Source organism: Bacillus halotolerans (assembly GCF_004006435.1).
In the GTDB taxonomy this organism is placed as follows: Bacteria; Bacillota; Bacilli; order Bacillales; family Bacillaceae; genus Bacillus; species Bacillus halotolerans.
This window is the reverse complement of the sequence record NZ_CP029364.1, coordinates 713,320-728,440: the sequence shown is the minus strand read 5'-3', so window position 1 is coordinate 728,440 and position 15,121 is coordinate 713,320. Positions and strand designations below refer to the sequence as shown.

General features: G+C 36.9%; 17 protein-coding genes, 1 tRNA gene and 4 pseudogenes. 11 read left to right on the top strand and 11 right to left on the bottom strand.

The features are described 5' to 3' along the window. Positions 1 to 34: 34 nt before the first annotated feature. Entirely contained in the window at positions 35 to 1,225 is a 1,191-nt protein-coding gene (locus DIC78_RS03605) for a DUF819 family protein (RefSeq protein ID WP_127695456.1), read from the bottom strand. 172 nt (positions 1,226 to 1,397) lie between these two features. Here DIC78_RS03605 and DIC78_RS03600 point away from each other — a divergent pair. Further along, positions 1,398 to 1,470, top strand: a tRNA-Val gene (locus DIC78_RS03600). A 141-nt stretch (positions 1,471 to 1,611) separates the two neighbouring features. Here DIC78_RS03600 and DIC78_RS03595 read toward each other — a convergent pair. Together DIC78_RS03595 and DIC78_RS22120 are read right to left on the bottom strand one after the other, a co-directional pair. Further along, positions 1,612 to 1,953, bottom strand: a complete 342-nt coding sequence (locus DIC78_RS03595; RefSeq protein ID WP_127695454.1) for a tRNA-Val4 — start codon at positions 1,951 to 1,953, stop codon at positions 1,612 to 1,614. 6 nt (positions 1,954 to 1,959) lie between these two features. Further along, positions 1,960 to 2,229 carry an EndoU domain-containing protein gene (locus DIC78_RS22120; protein ID WP_373690223.1) on the bottom strand — a complete coding sequence of 90 codons (270 nt, stop codon included), beginning with the start codon at positions 2,227 to 2,229 and terminating at the stop codon, positions 1,960 to 1,962. Positions 2,230 to 2,474: 245 nt separating this feature from the next. Here DIC78_RS22120 and DIC78_RS03585 point away from each other — a divergent pair. Continuing rightward, positions 2,475 to 2,744, top strand: a pseudogene (locus DIC78_RS03585) (aspartate phosphatase); the annotation flags it as partial. 214 nt (positions 2,745 to 2,958) lie between these two features. Further along, a pseudogene (locus tag DIC78_RS21740) lies at positions 2,959 to 3,068 on the top strand (peptidoglycan-binding domain-containing protein); the annotation flags it as partial. A 45-nt stretch (positions 3,069 to 3,113) separates the two neighbouring features. Here DIC78_RS21740 and DIC78_RS03575 read toward each other — a convergent pair. The 6 genes and pseudogenes from DIC78_RS03575 to DIC78_RS21990 form a co-directional block, all read right to left on the bottom strand. After that, entirely contained in the window at positions 3,114 to 3,629 is a 516-nt protein-coding gene (locus DIC78_RS03575; RefSeq protein WP_059293011.1) for a hypothetical protein, read from the bottom strand. A gap of 128 nt (positions 3,630 to 3,757) precedes the next feature. Continuing rightward, positions 3,758 to 3,958, bottom strand: coding sequence for a hypothetical protein (locus DIC78_RS21735; protein WP_059293010.1), 201 nt, complete (start codon positions 3,956 to 3,958; stop codon positions 3,758 to 3,760). A gap of 418 nt (positions 3,959 to 4,376) precedes the next feature. Then, positions 4,377 to 4,673, bottom strand: a pseudogene (locus DIC78_RS03565) (contact-dependent growth inhibition system immunity protein); the annotation flags it as partial. 53 nt (positions 4,674 to 4,726) lie between these two features. Beyond that, positions 4,727 to 5,035 (bottom strand): hypothetical protein, encoded by a 309-nt coding sequence (locus tag DIC78_RS03560; RefSeq protein ID WP_127695452.1) that lies wholly within the window; start codon positions 5,033 to 5,035, stop codon positions 4,727 to 4,729. A gap of 33 nt (positions 5,036 to 5,068) precedes the next feature. Next, on the bottom strand, positions 5,069 to 5,461 hold the full coding sequence (locus DIC78_RS03555; RefSeq protein ID WP_059336153.1) for a CDI toxin immunity protein: 393 nt from the start codon (positions 5,459 to 5,461) through the stop codon (positions 5,069 to 5,071). A gap of 11 nt (positions 5,462 to 5,472) precedes the next feature. Continuing rightward, positions 5,473 to 7,264 (bottom strand): annotated as a pseudogene (locus tag DIC78_RS21990) (T7SS effector LXG polymorphic toxin). Between the two features lie 210 nt (positions 7,265 to 7,474). Here DIC78_RS21990 and DIC78_RS03545 point away from each other — a divergent pair. The 4 genes from DIC78_RS03545 (at position 7,475) to DIC78_RS03535 (ending at position 9,768) form a co-directional block, all read left to right on the top strand. After that, positions 7,475 to 8,605: a Rap family tetratricopeptide repeat protein gene (locus tag DIC78_RS03545; protein ID WP_059336152.1), complete on the top strand. Its 1,131-nt coding sequence runs from the start codon at positions 7,475 to 7,477 to the stop codon at positions 8,603 to 8,605. After that, the gene (locus tag DIC78_RS21985; protein WP_255004112.1) at positions 8,605 to 8,736 is read left to right on the top strand and encodes a hypothetical protein; all 132 of its coding nucleotides are present in this window, start codon (positions 8,605 to 8,607) and stop codon (positions 8,734 to 8,736) included. The genes DIC78_RS03545 and DIC78_RS21985 overlap by 1 nt, the downstream gene beginning before the upstream one ends. A gap of 319 nt (positions 8,737 to 9,055) precedes the next feature. Next, positions 9,056 to 9,277, top strand: a complete 222-nt coding sequence (locus DIC78_RS03540; RefSeq protein ID WP_059336151.1) for a hypothetical protein — start codon at positions 9,056 to 9,058, stop codon at positions 9,275 to 9,277. A gap of 203 nt (positions 9,278 to 9,480) precedes the next feature. Then, on the top strand, positions 9,481 to 9,768 hold the full coding sequence (locus tag DIC78_RS03535; RefSeq protein WP_223203927.1) for a putative quinol monooxygenase: 288 nt from the start codon (positions 9,481 to 9,483) through the stop codon (positions 9,766 to 9,768). A gap of 357 nt (positions 9,769 to 10,125) precedes the next feature. Here the strand turns inward: DIC78_RS03535 and cotU are convergent, their stop codons facing one another. Further along, positions 10,126 to 10,398, bottom strand: coding sequence for a spore coat protein CotU (gene cotU / locus DIC78_RS03530; protein ID WP_127695450.1), 273 nt, complete (start codon positions 10,396 to 10,398; stop codon positions 10,126 to 10,128). 409 nt (positions 10,399 to 10,807) lie between these two features. Next, positions 10,808 to 11,203 (bottom strand): hypothetical protein, encoded by a 396-nt coding sequence (locus DIC78_RS03525; RefSeq protein ID WP_024120994.1) that lies wholly within the window; start codon positions 11,201 to 11,203, stop codon positions 10,808 to 10,810. 266 nt (positions 11,204 to 11,469) lie between these two features. Between DIC78_RS03525 and DIC78_RS03520 the strand changes: the two genes are divergently transcribed. From DIC78_RS03520 to csn, 4 genes are all read left to right on the top strand, one after another. Then, positions 11,470 to 11,910: a DUF805 domain-containing protein gene (locus DIC78_RS03520; protein ID WP_024120995.1), complete on the top strand. Its 441-nt coding sequence runs from the start codon at positions 11,470 to 11,472 to the stop codon at positions 11,908 to 11,910. A 371-nt stretch (positions 11,911 to 12,281) separates the two neighbouring features. Further along, positions 12,282 to 12,548, top strand: coding sequence for a hypothetical protein (locus DIC78_RS03515; RefSeq protein ID WP_024120997.1), 267 nt, complete (start codon positions 12,282 to 12,284; stop codon positions 12,546 to 12,548). A gap of 335 nt (positions 12,549 to 12,883) precedes the next feature. Further along, complete coding sequence (locus DIC78_RS03510) at positions 12,884 to 13,603, top strand: NPP1 family protein (RefSeq protein ID WP_106020490.1); 720 nt, start codon at positions 12,884 to 12,886, stop codon at positions 13,601 to 13,603. Between the two features lie 343 nt (positions 13,604 to 13,946). Then, on the top strand, positions 13,947 to 14,783 hold the full coding sequence (csn, locus tag DIC78_RS03500; protein WP_024120999.1) for a chitosanase: 837 nt from the start codon (positions 13,947 to 13,949) through the stop codon (positions 14,781 to 14,783). Positions 14,784 to 15,121: the final 338 nt, after the last annotated feature.

The following is a 15,121-nucleotide window of genomic DNA, read 5'->3' as shown; positions in this document are numbered from 1 at the left end:
ACATAGTATTCTGAGGAAAGTGTGAAAATCCTTTTTATAAAAAGGAAGAAAACCAATTTCCCATAAAGGTGCCAACATAATTGCCGATCAAGTAGCCGAGTGTGCCGACCAGCATAATCGGTGCAACAAGCTCCCGCCATCCTTTGGCAATCGCCATCGCAGCTGCTGTCGTAGGGCCGCCGACTGTGGCGTTTACGGCAAGCAGAATTTCCTCAAGGCGCACGCGGAACAATTTACCGACAGCTAAGGAAACCGCTAAATTGCTGATGGCGATGATAAAGACAAATAAGAGAATAAGAGGCGCATTTGTGATGATTAACCGGAGATCTGCAGGAATGCCAATCACCACAAAAAACAAATAAATCAAGTAGGTGCCAAGCTCCTGAGATCCATTGAGCCTTTCAAAAAAACGAGGGAACAGAAAGATGATAAGAACGGATAAAGACGTAAGCACGAGGTACTGATCGCCAAGCGTCCCGGTCAAAAGGGGGTGAGAGAACGTAATTTTGAAATAGCCGGAAACCTTACCGCTTACCGCAACAAGAGCAAAAGCAGCTCCAGCGTTAAAGGCAATGTCCTTTAATGAAATGTCTTTCCGCTTCCAATAGCTTTCCGCGCTGTTACCACTGTTTCCTTCCGCTTTTGCCTGATCTTCAAACGGCATCGCATAATGCCGGCGAAACCATTTGAGTGCGGGAATGCTGATTAAAATAAAAAACAACAGCGCCATCATAAAGTTATCTGCCACAACCGTTGCCGACACATATTCGCCCGGTGTCTCAAATTTCGCAGCCATCGCCGCAAAATTAATCCCGCCGCCAATATAGGAGGCACTGATCATCCCGCCGATCTTATCTAGATAGGGAATATGCTGTTTTAATAGAAAAAAAGCGATGATGCTGCCAACCACTGTCCCTAAGGAGCTTATAAGAAAAATAAACAGCAAACGCCTGCTTTCCTTAAAAATCTGCCGCACATTGATCTGAAACAGCAAAAGAGGAATCGCAAGCGGCACTACATATGACCATACGGTGTCGTATACAGGCGATTCAACAGGAAGCACTCCTATATTTGTAAACACCATTGCACCTGCCAGTGCGATAATAGCCCCTGACACAGCGGAAGCCCACTTAAACCGCTGCTCCAGCCAGATGCTCACTGCCGCCCACACCGCAATAAATCCCCATAATACCCATACATCATCAGAAGAAATCAAAGAATGCAAAACCCCATCACCCCTATTGTTAGAAAATTAAGACATATTATAATAGCCGATGAACATAACAGCAAGTCCGAAAAAAGTTTTTCTGAAAAAGCAGTTGACGAATAGAAGGGAAGGTTATATAATAGAACTTGTCAGAAAGACAACAACATACCCAGCAACACATACATATCATGATTCCGTAGCTCAGCTGGGAGAGCGCTACCTTGACAGGGTAGAGGTCGCTGGTTCGAGCCCAGTCGGAATCATAGCTTAAACCCTTGCGCAGCAAGGGTTTTTTACTTTGCTTTAATAAAGCTGGTTTATCAAATTCGCGAGTTGTTGGCAAACTGTTGGCGAAGTGAAAAAAGGTCCCTTGAATTTCCAAGGGGCCTAAAGGATTAAAAGCCTCAATCAACGCTCTTATACCTTTCCGGGATCTTGTCTCTCCAAACAAGCATAAGGTTTTTAAGTTTTTCTGTTTCCATGGAACTTTTGTCGTTTTCACTTTCTGTATATAGGTGTTCTACTACTGTTTTATCTTTTTTTATATATGCAATGGTGGTGTTTAATTGAATCTCATATCCTTCAGACGTGCCATCCAATACTTCTTGAATAATTTTTAAGTATTCATCAGCTTCATTCACCGAAACAATGTCTTCAATGAAATCAGAAAAGTATTCTAGTTCTGTAGGAAGAACTATTCTTAAGTATCCTAAAGGGTCTCTTTTAAATTCAAATGAATATTCCATAATCAATCATTCCTTTGGTTTTTTATATAAAGGATATGCATTTGCTATTGAGCCATCCTTATTAAGGTACATCTCCACATCAATTCCTGATGAAGTTTTGCCGATATACTTATTATCTCGTATTTGTTTTTTGTTTTTGTAAGCTTCAGAAATTGTATTGTAAACTTTTACTCTATCCCATACTTTTTTTACTCCTTTTACTTCTACCTTAGCTCTATATACCCCATTTATATCAGGTACTTCTTCTGTTCCTGGACTTATTCTGCTACCACTCATCATACTCTCATGATGATAACCGACAGCTTTGTTTTTTCTGTTTATTCCTCATGGTATACGTGGTGCTTTATCGTTTTCTTATTAATACCATTTGAATTGACAGATTTCTTCAGAACACTCTCTTTTTCATCTTCAATAGTACTTTTAAGTAGAGGAGTATTTTTGGCGTTATACGTATTATCGAAGTCTTGGGCAATCCCGACAAGTGCAAGATCATTCTTATTTTTAATGAAAAAATTGATATAGGCTTTTCCGCAGCTATTTATCAAGGCGAGGAGCTCTTCACGAAATTACAGGGTAACTTAAAAGCACTTTATGTCGATGCAGATGACCAACAAGGGGTTAATAAAACAATAGAATACTTAGAAAGAAACAAAAACTATTCGTATGTAGAAGACGTTGCCTGTGAGAACGCAGCTGCTTACGCAAACTCTAAAGAATTTGAAATATTCTATGTTTATCATCAGAAAATGATTGCTCAAACGCAAATTCAAAGGGGAGAATGCCAGTATTGACTTTTAAAAAGAAGGTATGTCTTATCCTAGGGGTGTCATTCGTTTTCTATGTGGGTTTGGATCCAGCTTAACAGAAAGTCAAACTTAAAATTCATTTCAAATTACATCGGATCGTCTTCAAACATAAGCATCATCAATCTAGAAAGCCCTTTAAATAGAGGGCTTTTATTTATGTGATAAACAGACAAAAACGAATCGAATGAAATAAAGATATTACGGATCAAAAACCGCAAACGCGGTTAAACGGTTCCAACTGATGAATGGTTAAAAGCTGACGGTATTTATGGACCTAAGACTAAAGCGAAACTTGAAGCGAAATTATAAAAAATTAACCCCCTTCTGTTGTAGAAGGGGGTTAAAATTCATTTATCAATTTTCTTGTGGAGCAATCTTTGCCACTGGAGCACCACAGAGTAGGAAGAATGCAAATACTGCTGGTGGGGAAACTGCTAAACCTATAGTTCCTAGAAATCCTACAACAGTCAACCAATCTCCGTTTTGAATGGCTTTTTGAACTTGATTCAAAGCACCTTTACTTAAGTTAAGTGCATCTTCTAAACATCCTTGAACACTATTAATTTTGACATCGGTATAATTATATTCCTTATTCATATAATTAGCGAAAGCAATCATGCCCTCTTTTTGAGCTGGTGGATAAGGAGCTTTTTCAAGCTCGTCCTCATTGACTGTATATCCCGTCTCTTTGTCAAAAACTAAAATTTTAGTAAAGATGTACTCAACTTCTGCAACAGATTTTTCAATTTGTCCTTCAGTTAAGCCATCTAAACCGTCCTCCGGATTCAATTGTGTTGCTGAAGCTGCTGGTGCTATTGTGGCAATAGCAAGAAAGAAAATCGACGCCAGAAAAAACAATCTTTTCAACATGTGTGAACTCCCCCTTTTTTGAAATGGTAAAGCAATTCAATAGTAACATACAATTTTTCAATAAAAAGGGAATTTTATTTAGAATTAAGCAAATTAGACATAATAAGTCAAATATCGACAGAAGATTGTTACCACAAGTGCAAAGCAAGAAACGAAAGTGCCCATGCAAATATCCCGAACATTACAAAGAATCTAAGAAAAGTTTCGGATTTTGTAAGTTTTCGTTCTTTTTTTGTTTTACCTAATCTCCAGTAAAGGGCGTAGCCGGAGAATAATAAAATTATTTGTCCCAATTGAGACACGGACTCTAAAAACTCTATACCATTCATTGATTTCACCTCTTATTTAATTATCGCAGACGGAAAAACCGTTTCCAACAGTTATATGAAAATTGAGCAATCCGTAATATGTCTAATGGTATATGAAATGATGTTTCCCTTATCCAGCATACCATAAGTGTATAGTGGTAGCAGAGTTACTCGGGGTTAAGCGGGCATGTGCAAGCCAGCTTATAAGCTTAATGTTAGAATATAATCGCTACCTTGTGACAGGGTAGAGGTCGCTGGTTCGAGCCCAGTCGGAATCATAGCTTAAACCCTTGCGTAGCAAGGGTTTTTTATTTTGTATTTAGTTATATTTGTTAGCTTTGTTCCTACATGGGGACGAATTGAGGACGAAATTTTTTTGGGGCTGATTAAGAAGTGAAGTCAAAATCAGCCCTGTTTCTATGCTAGGTTTAATGGATAATAAGGTTTCAATATTCTTTTCGATTTTTTGAATAACTTGTTCGAGCCATATGATTGGAGATACGTCGTAACTAAGAATGTCTACTCCGTCAGCAGCTTCATCGATAAAATCATTCTTTTCTTCATCCGAATAATCGCTGTTAATAAAATCTTTTAATGCTACTATATCAGTTTTTTGCTCTTCTTTTGGTATCTCTTCTAAGTATTCGGCCAGTGCTGATTCTGGAGTTTCTATATCTTGATGAAAAATACCTCCTAGAAATTGAAATACAGGTTCATAAATTTCGATTTCGATCATTACTTATCACCACCAAGAAATTTTAACTTCAAATCTGAGAAATGGTACGTATCTTATTCTAAATAACTTTCTGCTATATCAATATCATTTGTCATTTCTAAGTCAGGGTATTTTTCATCTAATTTTCTTAAACAATTAATAAGTTCTTTACTTTGTAAACTTTCAGCTAAGTCTTCAAATACTTCACTGATCCAATATAAATCTTCTTTATTACAATTTTCTAGATAGTTAATTGTATTTTCCTCATTATCTGAGAGTACTTCAATTATTTCATCCCAACTTTTTTGAATTCCATAGTCATCATTAGGATTAAGTTTTTTTCTTTTAATTAATATAGCTTCCATTTTTTTCTCTAAGTTCATATTGATCCTCTTTACTAAGAAGGGCTATTATTTTCAAATTGCCTTTCCTATTGTTACATCTCCATCATGGAAAAATTCAATAACATAACCAGATTCGCTGAACATGAAAGTATCTGAACCTACAGCAGTTACATCATCAATTACGTTTAAGGCGTTGTCTAAGCTGGTTTTTACAGCTGGATAATCACCGTAAGCCCAAAGGAGAATAACAGTTTTATCATCTATTTTATTCTCAATTAACCATTCGTCGATATCTTCAGCATAATCAATAGATCTGTGAGTAGTTACTTCATCCCATTTAATTCTACCCCATGATGTGAAGGGGAAACTTTCGCCAAGTTGTTCATGATATTTGCGTGTCTCAGAAATAGTGAGGACTTCTTTGTTATCTCCAAGAGCTTCTAGACATTCTTCGTATAAAGTCATATTAACACTTCCTATTTATTTAAATGTTTTAAAAGGGATTTATAAGTATCTTCGTTTCCGTTAAAAGGTATATAATATTTCTTTGCTTTATCTCCTTTTCCATTTCTATAATCCTCAACATTTATATGAGGTCCCTTTTCGGGGTCATAATCTAATCTCCAAAGGACTTTATTATCTCCAGACATTCGGCCAGTAACTTTACCAAAGCCTGCGCTTTTAGATAAAGTACCTATAAAAGGCTTTGAATCTATTCCTAAATCACCAATTAGATTTAACGCCTCATTTCTAGCTTGTTCATATGTATCTACCTTTGGAAGCGCAACTTCTCTTGATTTTTTGGAAAGGCCCTTTTTAACTGTCTTGTTTTTTGATGACTTACCATTGATTGATTTAAAGAGTACACTATCTTTAGTGGAATCGGCTATTCTTTTTAGGAGTGCCGTATTTTTCACGTTAATGGTATTCTCGGCATCTTGAAGGAGCCCTTCTAATGCAGGAGCATACCGATTTACAGGAGATTTGACAAACTGTTTTACAGACTTTCCGCCTTTCTTAATTGGGCCACTAGCTGCTTTCCCAACTTTAGCAAGATCCTTCGATCCTGTTGAGACAGAGGACTTTCCACCTTTCAATAACAGAAGACTTCCGCCCAAGTAAGTAACATAGTGCATCAGTGTGTATGCATCCCCATGAATCATTTTTTTATCCCAATCATACTTCAATGTGTCAACCATACTTTGAAAGGCGGCTTGATAGTCGTATTCCAGAACTGTATCCAGCACTTTTTGAGGATCCTTGTTTAAGTTGTCAATTGTCCAACCGATATCCCATCCAAATTGAATGGCTCCTTCGCCGGTATCCTTGGCAAGATCGTATACACCAACAATCGCACCTTTGGCGCCATCACTTATGATTTGCAACACTTATTTTTCCGTTATCCATGAAAGCTTTACGCTGTTCAAGAAATGAAACAAATTCAAGCTGTTCAGGGGTAAGATTCTCATAGCCGACCTTCTTGGCAATTTCTAAGTATTTATCCGGATCCGTCACTCCGCCAGTTAGCTTCTTCTTTAAATCTATGATTTCTCGTTTTTTCGCTTCATCTTTCTTGATCTTCAAATAAGCTTCAGCCTGTTTCTCAATATCGCCTTTTTTCTTATGTATATCACTTTCTCGATAAGCTTTGGCATTGTAATTGATTGGCGTAGCGTTTTTGCCTTCGCCTGTTGATTCCTCAAGCTTTTGGAAGTCCTTCTTGATGAATTGCTCGTTTGGTTCTGACTGGGCATATTCAGTAACAAGTGCTTCGTCCACGCTGCCTAGTTTATCGACTGTTTTTTTGCGTTTGTCCTCCGCATCGGCGAGTTCGTCTTTAAAGTCTTCTGTCGAGAACAAATCAAGTGGGAGGATGTCATCGATATCATGTAAGATATCTTTCATCGCTTTCTTTTGTTCAGACATTATGGATTTTGATTTTGTGTAGGCGTTAGCCAGTTCGTGTTCTAAGAAGGATTCTTCTATATATGCATCAGATAAGCTGGCGTCCTCTAAAGTGCCTGAAATGCTCGTCAAGAAAGCAATTTTCATATCAAGTAAGTCAATCCAATTGTCAGCTACACCTGCGTGGTCTTGATAAAATGCTTTAATGTTGTCGGCGCCTTTGCCGGAAAACTCACTGTCATCTAAATCAGCTACAGCTTTAAAAGCCTTTTTTAGATTGACCATCTGACTTCTTAATTCTTTGTATTCCTTTGCACGGTTTTCAGCTTCGGAAAGCAGTGATTTAGCTTCAAATACCTTCATGATCATATCCTTTCTTATTAAGCTTCGTGTTTCAACGATTAACAAAATTTCACCATATAATGATATTGAGTAATACAAAAAACCTTCTATCTGGAAAATGAATCCTCCACGAAACTAACCGAAGAAAAAGTTTGCGGTTTTTTTGCGGTATAAACACTTTTTGGAAATGTTACAATATTACAAAAATAGACATAAGAGGGAGGGGTATGTATGGACCAAGTTTTACCGTCATCCCGAGTGGGAGTCAAGATCAATGAATGGTATAAAATGATTCGTCAATTCAGTGTTCCAGATGCAGAAATCTTAAAGGCGGAAGTGGAGCAAGAAATAGAGGAAATGGAAGAGGATCAGGATTTACTTGTTTATTATTCATTGATGTGTTTCCGTCATCAATTGATGTTAGATTCATTGGAGCCAGAAGACAGATATCGGGATCGTCCCACAGTTGATGAACTACTTGAAAAAATAGAAAAACCACAAAAAAGACTTACAGGCCTTTTAAAATATTACTCATTATTTTTCCGAGGGATGTATGAATTTGATCATAAAGAATACGTGGAAGCGATAAGTTATTATCGTAAAGCTGAGGAAGAATTGACTGCAGTTTCAGATGAAATGGAACAAGCTGAATTTCATTATAAAATAGCAGATGCCTACTATCAAATTGATCAGCATTTTGTTTCCCTGAATCATTTAAAAAAAGCTAAGCATTTGTTTGAAAAAAATCAATTGTATAAGGTGAAAGTGATCGGATGCAATATGATGTTTGGAGCTAATATGTACGATATGTACCGGCTGACAGAGGCGGAATCATATTACCGAGAAGCTTTAAGTGTCGCTGAGGGAATGAGTGAGAAAAAGGCAAAAAGGATCATTGGGGTGATCTTTCATAATTTAGGCTTGGTTTATTTAAGGACCCAAAACCTAAGTGCAGCTGAAGAGCATTTCAAAAAAGCAATAGACATGAAAGAACATCTTGATACAGTGTATGGAGTAAGATCATTATATATGATGGCAAATGTACTTTACCAAAGCAACAAACCTAAGGAAGCGCGTTTCTTTTATGAAACAGCTTTAAAACGGGCTGAAGATTCTAATGAAGAAGAATACATGGCGAAATTAAAGATCATTAATTCAATATATGAAGAATATAATGAAACAGAAGTAAATCGAAGCTTAGACTATTTGGAAAAGAAACGCCTGTGGTCTGATTTTGCAGAATTAACAGAAAAATTGGGTGACTTTCATTATGAGCAAAGAAACTATGCAGAGGGAAGAAACTTCTTAAAGAGAACTATACATGCACAAACACAAATACTTAAGGTTACGGAGGCTATATAATGAAAAAATTTTTAATCAGCTCCGCTTTAATCGGTATTCTTTTTGCAGGTTTATTAAATGTGGAAAATGTATATGCTGCTATGAATGATTCTGGAACTTTCCATGTAGCCGAAAAAGCTATTAATATCTAAGCGATATTACCCTGTTAAACCCCATCTTTTAAGGTGGGATTTTTAAACAATCCATTTATTCTTTTTCTTATCCCATTTTAACAAACGCTGCCTCATAAGATTCTTGACGGCTTCCCGTATAGCTCGTTCATTCTTCCCGGTTTTTATCTTCAACTGATCCAACGAAGGATTTTTCCTAAATGGGTCACACTTTTTGTTCAAAATCATTCAATTCAGTTGCCTCCTTGAGTAAATAATACCAGAACGAACATTCGTTTTTTTTTGCTTGGAATAGAACTAATGTTCGTATAAAATAATGGTAGAGAAGGAGGAGGAAAGCATGGAATCGATTTTAAAACGTTCATTAATTGAGAAAACAGCATTAGATATGATTTATATGAGAAATGACGGTCTTATCACGAAGAGATCAATTATTGTTCGGCAAATTAATCAGAGCTATATAAGGGCATTTTGTTTTAATAGCCGTCAAACAGCTGTTTCTTCTTTACATATATTTAATATTATACCACTATGGACACCCTCTAATAGAATTATTTTTTGAAAAGTCCATCTATTTAGATTACAAAAAGGTCGGAATAAACATAAATAAGGACCATATCGTCTGATATCGACCCTTTAGCTTGCTTTAGAATTTATAGAAAATTGGTCTAAAAGGCTATCGATGTCGTTTAATGATTTATAAATGACATCTACATTTTTCAAGAAAATGTTATAATGAAAAGTCATAAAATGATGTGAGGAGGAATTTCGGTGCATTACATAACTGCATGCTTAAAAATCATCAGTGATAAAGACCTTAATGAAATAATGAAGGAATTTAAAAAACTTGAGGAAGAAACAAACAAAGAAGAAGGGTGTATTACATTCCATGCATATCCGCTTGAACCATCAGAACGCAAAATAATGCTTTGGGAGATTTGGGAAAACGAAGAAGCTGTTAAAGAACATTTCACGAAAAAACACACAAAAGACGTTCAAAAACAAGAATTAACGGAAGTAGAATGGTTAATGAAAAGCAATGTGAATGAGTAAAAGGTTCCTTAAAAACATTCAATGGTTAAGAATCAACCACCTGTAATTAAGTAGTAAAGTGTTGGCGGATTGTTGTCCAATTCTGCCAACAATCATTATTTTCATTCAGAAGTCATCAGATGTACAATTCAATAGGCTTTGAAATAAAAGGGCAAACTTGATTTTTCGGCTTAGAAATTCATTGATCCTGTCTCTTTTTAGGGTCAAAATCATTGAAAAGTTCAGCGGTGTTTAATTTGAACCTGGATAGGAACATAAAATCTCAATTTTCTAAGAAAAGCTCCCACACAATAGGGAGCTTTTCTATTTTCGCATCACTTGATATAAAGCAGAAACTTTTATAGATGCTTAAGAGATTTAGTGATGTTTTTTATACGATTCGACAAAATCATAATAATGATCATCGTCATCATAATACTTTTTATCGTAATGATAATCGTGATCATCATCATAATACTTCTTGTTATGATCAAAATCATAATACTTATTGTCGCAATCATAATGCTTCTTATCGCAGTCATAATACTTTTTGTCGCAATCATAATGCTTCTTATCGTGGTCATAATACTTTTTGTAATAAGTTTTTTTCCAAGTGTAATACTCTTCTTTATATTTTTTATAATAACCCAATTTAAGCCCTCCTATTATTTTAATCAATATTAATATATGAAGTTTATATGATATGGTATGGCCAAATTCACTAATAATTTATTAATAGGGCTGTTTCTGATAACCAAATATAAGTTAGGTGAAAGGATTCGATCACAGTGAATAGACGAAGTATGTTGTAATGCCATTTGGGAACAGATGGGGACGAATAGGGGACAAACTTTTTAGTCAAAACAAAAGGTTTTTTATCAGAAATTCTTGTTAGAAAACCCTATAAAATATGGTTATTAAAATAATACGTAAGTTCGTATCGGCATATAGTCCCTTCCTCCTTGACAGGGGAGAGGCCACTGGTTCGAACCCAGGCGGAATCATACAGAAAAACGGCAGGAAACGCTGATAAAGGCGTTCCTGCCGTTTTTGTTTTGTGTTATCTTTTCGCAATGAGATAAAGTGATATGGCTCTTTGGGTTTGAAGAGGATTATGAATCGTAATCACCCACTGGTTTCTTCTCCTCGGAAAACTGCCTATTGCATACATTGGAGCATAATCACGTGGAGTAAACCCGCCATTTATTACCTTTATATCTCTTCCTTCAAGATAACAAACAAGGTATTCACCGGGATCTATGACCTGTTGGTTAGTCCATGCGTAAGAATAAAAGCCGTCTCCGAGATCCTCGGTGGAAGATGGCGGTATAAAACCATCTACATTCAATGTGATTTCTCTTCTTCGCTGTCTTTCTGAAAAGTCTTGATTTCTTTGCGTGTGATGAGCAGGTGGTAAGTGAGGAATTAACACAGGAACATAAAAGTAATGATACAAAGTAACCACTCCTTCGTTTACATTCATACAAAGTGTATGTTGGCGTATTTCGTTAATTCCTGTTTTGTTGTCAGTTGACTAAGAATGGAACTAAAGGAGTGAGGACAATCAGCTTGTCCATTTTTGTTTTACGACTGCCTTCATTTTTTGTATAGCAAGTTCTATGAGGTCTTTTTGCCATTGACTAGTTTTATAGCCAAATCATTTTTATGATATAATGGATATGTTTTGCAGTAATCTATAGTGTTGGTAATGGAGGAAACTATATGAAATGGTATTGGAATGGCTTAAAGAACTATGTCAATTTTGAAGGGAGAGCTCGGCGAAAGGAATATTGGATGTTTCATCTCTTTAATGGCATCATTTGTTTTATTTTATTACTGCTATCATTAATACTAGTTGGATTATTAACATCAGGCCCATTGGCGGCAGAAGGATATGCCGGTTCTCAAGTAGGATATGTAATTGGATATGGCGGGGGATTACTGGCATATATTCTGATCTTTCTTTATCAGTTAGCTGTTTTTCTTCCGTCTCTTGCTCTCAGTATCCGCAGATTGCATGATATCGGCAAAAGTGGCTGGTGGATATTTATAGGCTTTATTCCGGTGGTTGGTCCTATTATTATGCTGATCTTTAACTGCCAAGATAGTGAAACAATAGAGAATCAATATGGAGCAAATCCTAAGATTATAAATGAATCGTAAATTGCGCCCCAATTGTTAGACAATGAGTTTAGCGATTGGGGTGTTTTTTATAGCATGAAGAACTCATAAGGAAACTACATATTTAAGATAGAGAACAACTTCACCAAAGAGGGAGGAATAAATCAACCTTAGAGAATTTTGTGCTGCAGGATATCGGCATGAATGGTCTTACATTATTTGGTTTAACATGGTTAACTGCATTTTGAATAGTTATTTATTTTTCTTCTTAACCACTTCCTAAGCACCTTTGTTTATAGTTTTCGCAAAGGATTGAATTAATATGCTGATCAAGAAGACATTTAGAATGAACGAATCAAAGTGAACTTAATGGACAAACTTATATGGATTAAAAAGAAGAGAGGAGGGTGGAAATGAGTAAAAAATGGCTGCAAATAATAACTGCGTTATGTCTATCCACTTTTATATTAATGGGCTGTAATAATGATCAAAATAATAATGATCAAGATAACAATACTCCAGATGTTGAGGAGAACGATCAAGATAATAATGGTAACAATGCGCCGGGTGTTGATGAGGACGATACGATCAATAAAGATGATGAAAAAGATAATGAGACTGATCCCGAAGATCCGGTTGAGGATAATGAAGATGCCGATAAAGATAAAAAAGATGAGTAAGGAAACAGCACATCATCATTGTTTGCAGAAGAACCGACACTTCGTGCAGAGAAGTTTTAGTATTCTTTTCTGATGCTTTCTGCTGGCGGTGCTACAGACGAAAACGTGCTTGAAGGCCTCTAAAATGACAAAAAGCTCTGTCCTTAGTGGATGGGGCTTATTGTGTGTTTGTGACACGTTTTTGAAATGAATATGATTTACCGAATTTAAAACATAAGAAAAATTCAAATAATACTTTAGAAACAAAATGTGTGAAGTTTGTAAAAATGACATTGATTTCAACTCGAATTTTTGATAACTAATAATTGTCTATATTGTCAAAAGGAGTTGGAATCATGAACAAATTTTTCTTGGCTCTCTTTTTATCCGTTTTCACTTCTGTCAGCATTGTTTCAACAGCAAATGCAGCAGTAATCGATCATGACAAGGTTGTCGGTTTTAAAGAGGCAGCGCCTGCCACTGTTACTCAAAAAGCGGCGAAACGTTTTCAGCCATATTTGAAGGTTTATAGCGGGTGCGTGCCTTTTCCTGCAGTCGATGCACAAGGCAATACAAGTGGAGGTTTAGAGCCTACTGGAGCGCCTGAAGGACATTGCAGCAAAAATACTGGACAAGTATATTCGCGTTCTGCTTGGTACAATGGTGTTTGGGCAATTATGTATTCCTGGTATTTTCCAAAAGATGAAGCCTCTCCAAAATTAGGTCACAGACATGACTGGGAAGGAATCGTTGTATGGATTGATAATCCAGCAAATCAACATCCAAAAGTTTTATCCATTGCATATTCCGGACACGGAAAATTCACAAATGCAGCACCAAGTGGAAGCAACATGAGAGATAATCATCCTTTGATTGCATATGACAGCACTTGGCCGCTGAACCATGAATTACTTATGAGCGATGATGTAGTAGGCGGAACTCAACCGTTAATCGGATGGGATGATTTAACTCCTGCCGCAAGGAATGCATTACATACAACAGATTTCGGTAAAGCAAATGTTCCTTTTAATGATAATAACTTTACCAGCAATTTAAAGAAAGCATGGTTTAAATAAAAACATCTTGGTATTGGGAAGAGTCCTTACAAAGAAGGATTCTTTTTTTGACTTACATGAATTCCTATTAGTTACAGTTTCTACGATAGCTGATTGGCAATGATTACTTTTAAAAATGGAACGAATGATAATAAGAGAAGTCCTTGTCGGAAAGCCTTTTCTCTCAAGAATCTCTCTGTGGTGTAAATGATGTCTGTCTTTTAAATGAGACCCGCAATCTATTTACCATTAAGAGTAGTAATTAAGATTCAAAAAATTGACAAATCGATGTATTTTCAACAAAAGGGCAACCCCTTCATGTATACTGAGTCCGTAATTACAATATGTAGAAAGGGGTAATAGAATGAAAATCAGTTTGGAGAAAAAAGCAGGTTTCTGGAAGAAGGCAGCGATTTCATCATTTATTTTTACCATGTTTTTTACCCTGATGATGAGTGATACGGTTTTTGCGGCCGGACTGAACAAGGATCAAAAGCGCCGGGCGGAACAGCTGACCAGTATCTTTGAAAACGGCACGACGGAAATCCAATACGGATATGTGGAACCCTTGGGGGATGGAAGAGGCTATACATGCGGCCGGGCAGGCTTTACAACGGCTACCGGGGATGCATTGGAAGTAGTTGAAGTATACACAAAGGCAGTACCGAATAACAAACTGAAAAAGTACCTGCCTGAATTGCGCCGTCTGGCCGAAGAAGAAAGCGATGACATAAGCAACCTCAAGGGATTTGCTTCTGCCTGGCGTTCGCTTGGAAATGATAAAGATTTCCGTGCTGCCCAAGACAAGGTAAATGATCGCTTGTATTATCAGCCTGCCATGAAACGATCAGAGAATGCCGGATTGAAAACGGCACTGGCAAAAGCTGTGATGTACGATACAGTTATTCAGCATGGCGATGGTGATGACCCTGACTCTTTTTATGCCTTGATCAAACGCACGAACAAAAAGGCGGGCGGCTCACCTAAAGACGGAATAGATGAGAAGAAATGGTTAAATAAATTTCTGGACGTGCGCTATGACGATCTGATGAATCCAGCAGATCCGGACACCCGTGATGAGTGGAGAGAATCGGTTGCCCGTGTGGATGTGCTTCGCTCTATCGCCAAGTCGAACAACTACAATCTGAACGGACCGATCAATATCCATTCAGCAGAATACGGTGATTTCGTAATCAAATAAGCAGCGAGTGTAAAGAAACCGGCTGCACCCTTTGCGAATACACCCGCCGCCCTCATTATATGGCGGTGGTTAACGTATGAACCGATTGTGTAAATGTCATTACCATTACTTAGCCCTTCTCAGAGAGAAGGGCTTATTTCAATCTAATCTGCTTTTCCGATTCAATGAAAAAACACCAGATTGGACTAGGCAAGAATGTATCTGATCCAACGGCAGTCACATCAGCAATTAGTCTTAATACATAATTCTAGACTTGTTTTCATGCTGGCTGATCCTCTAACAAAGAGTGTTTTTCTTACAGTAAACGGAACAGTTTCTGTCATATTACATTCTTTAAA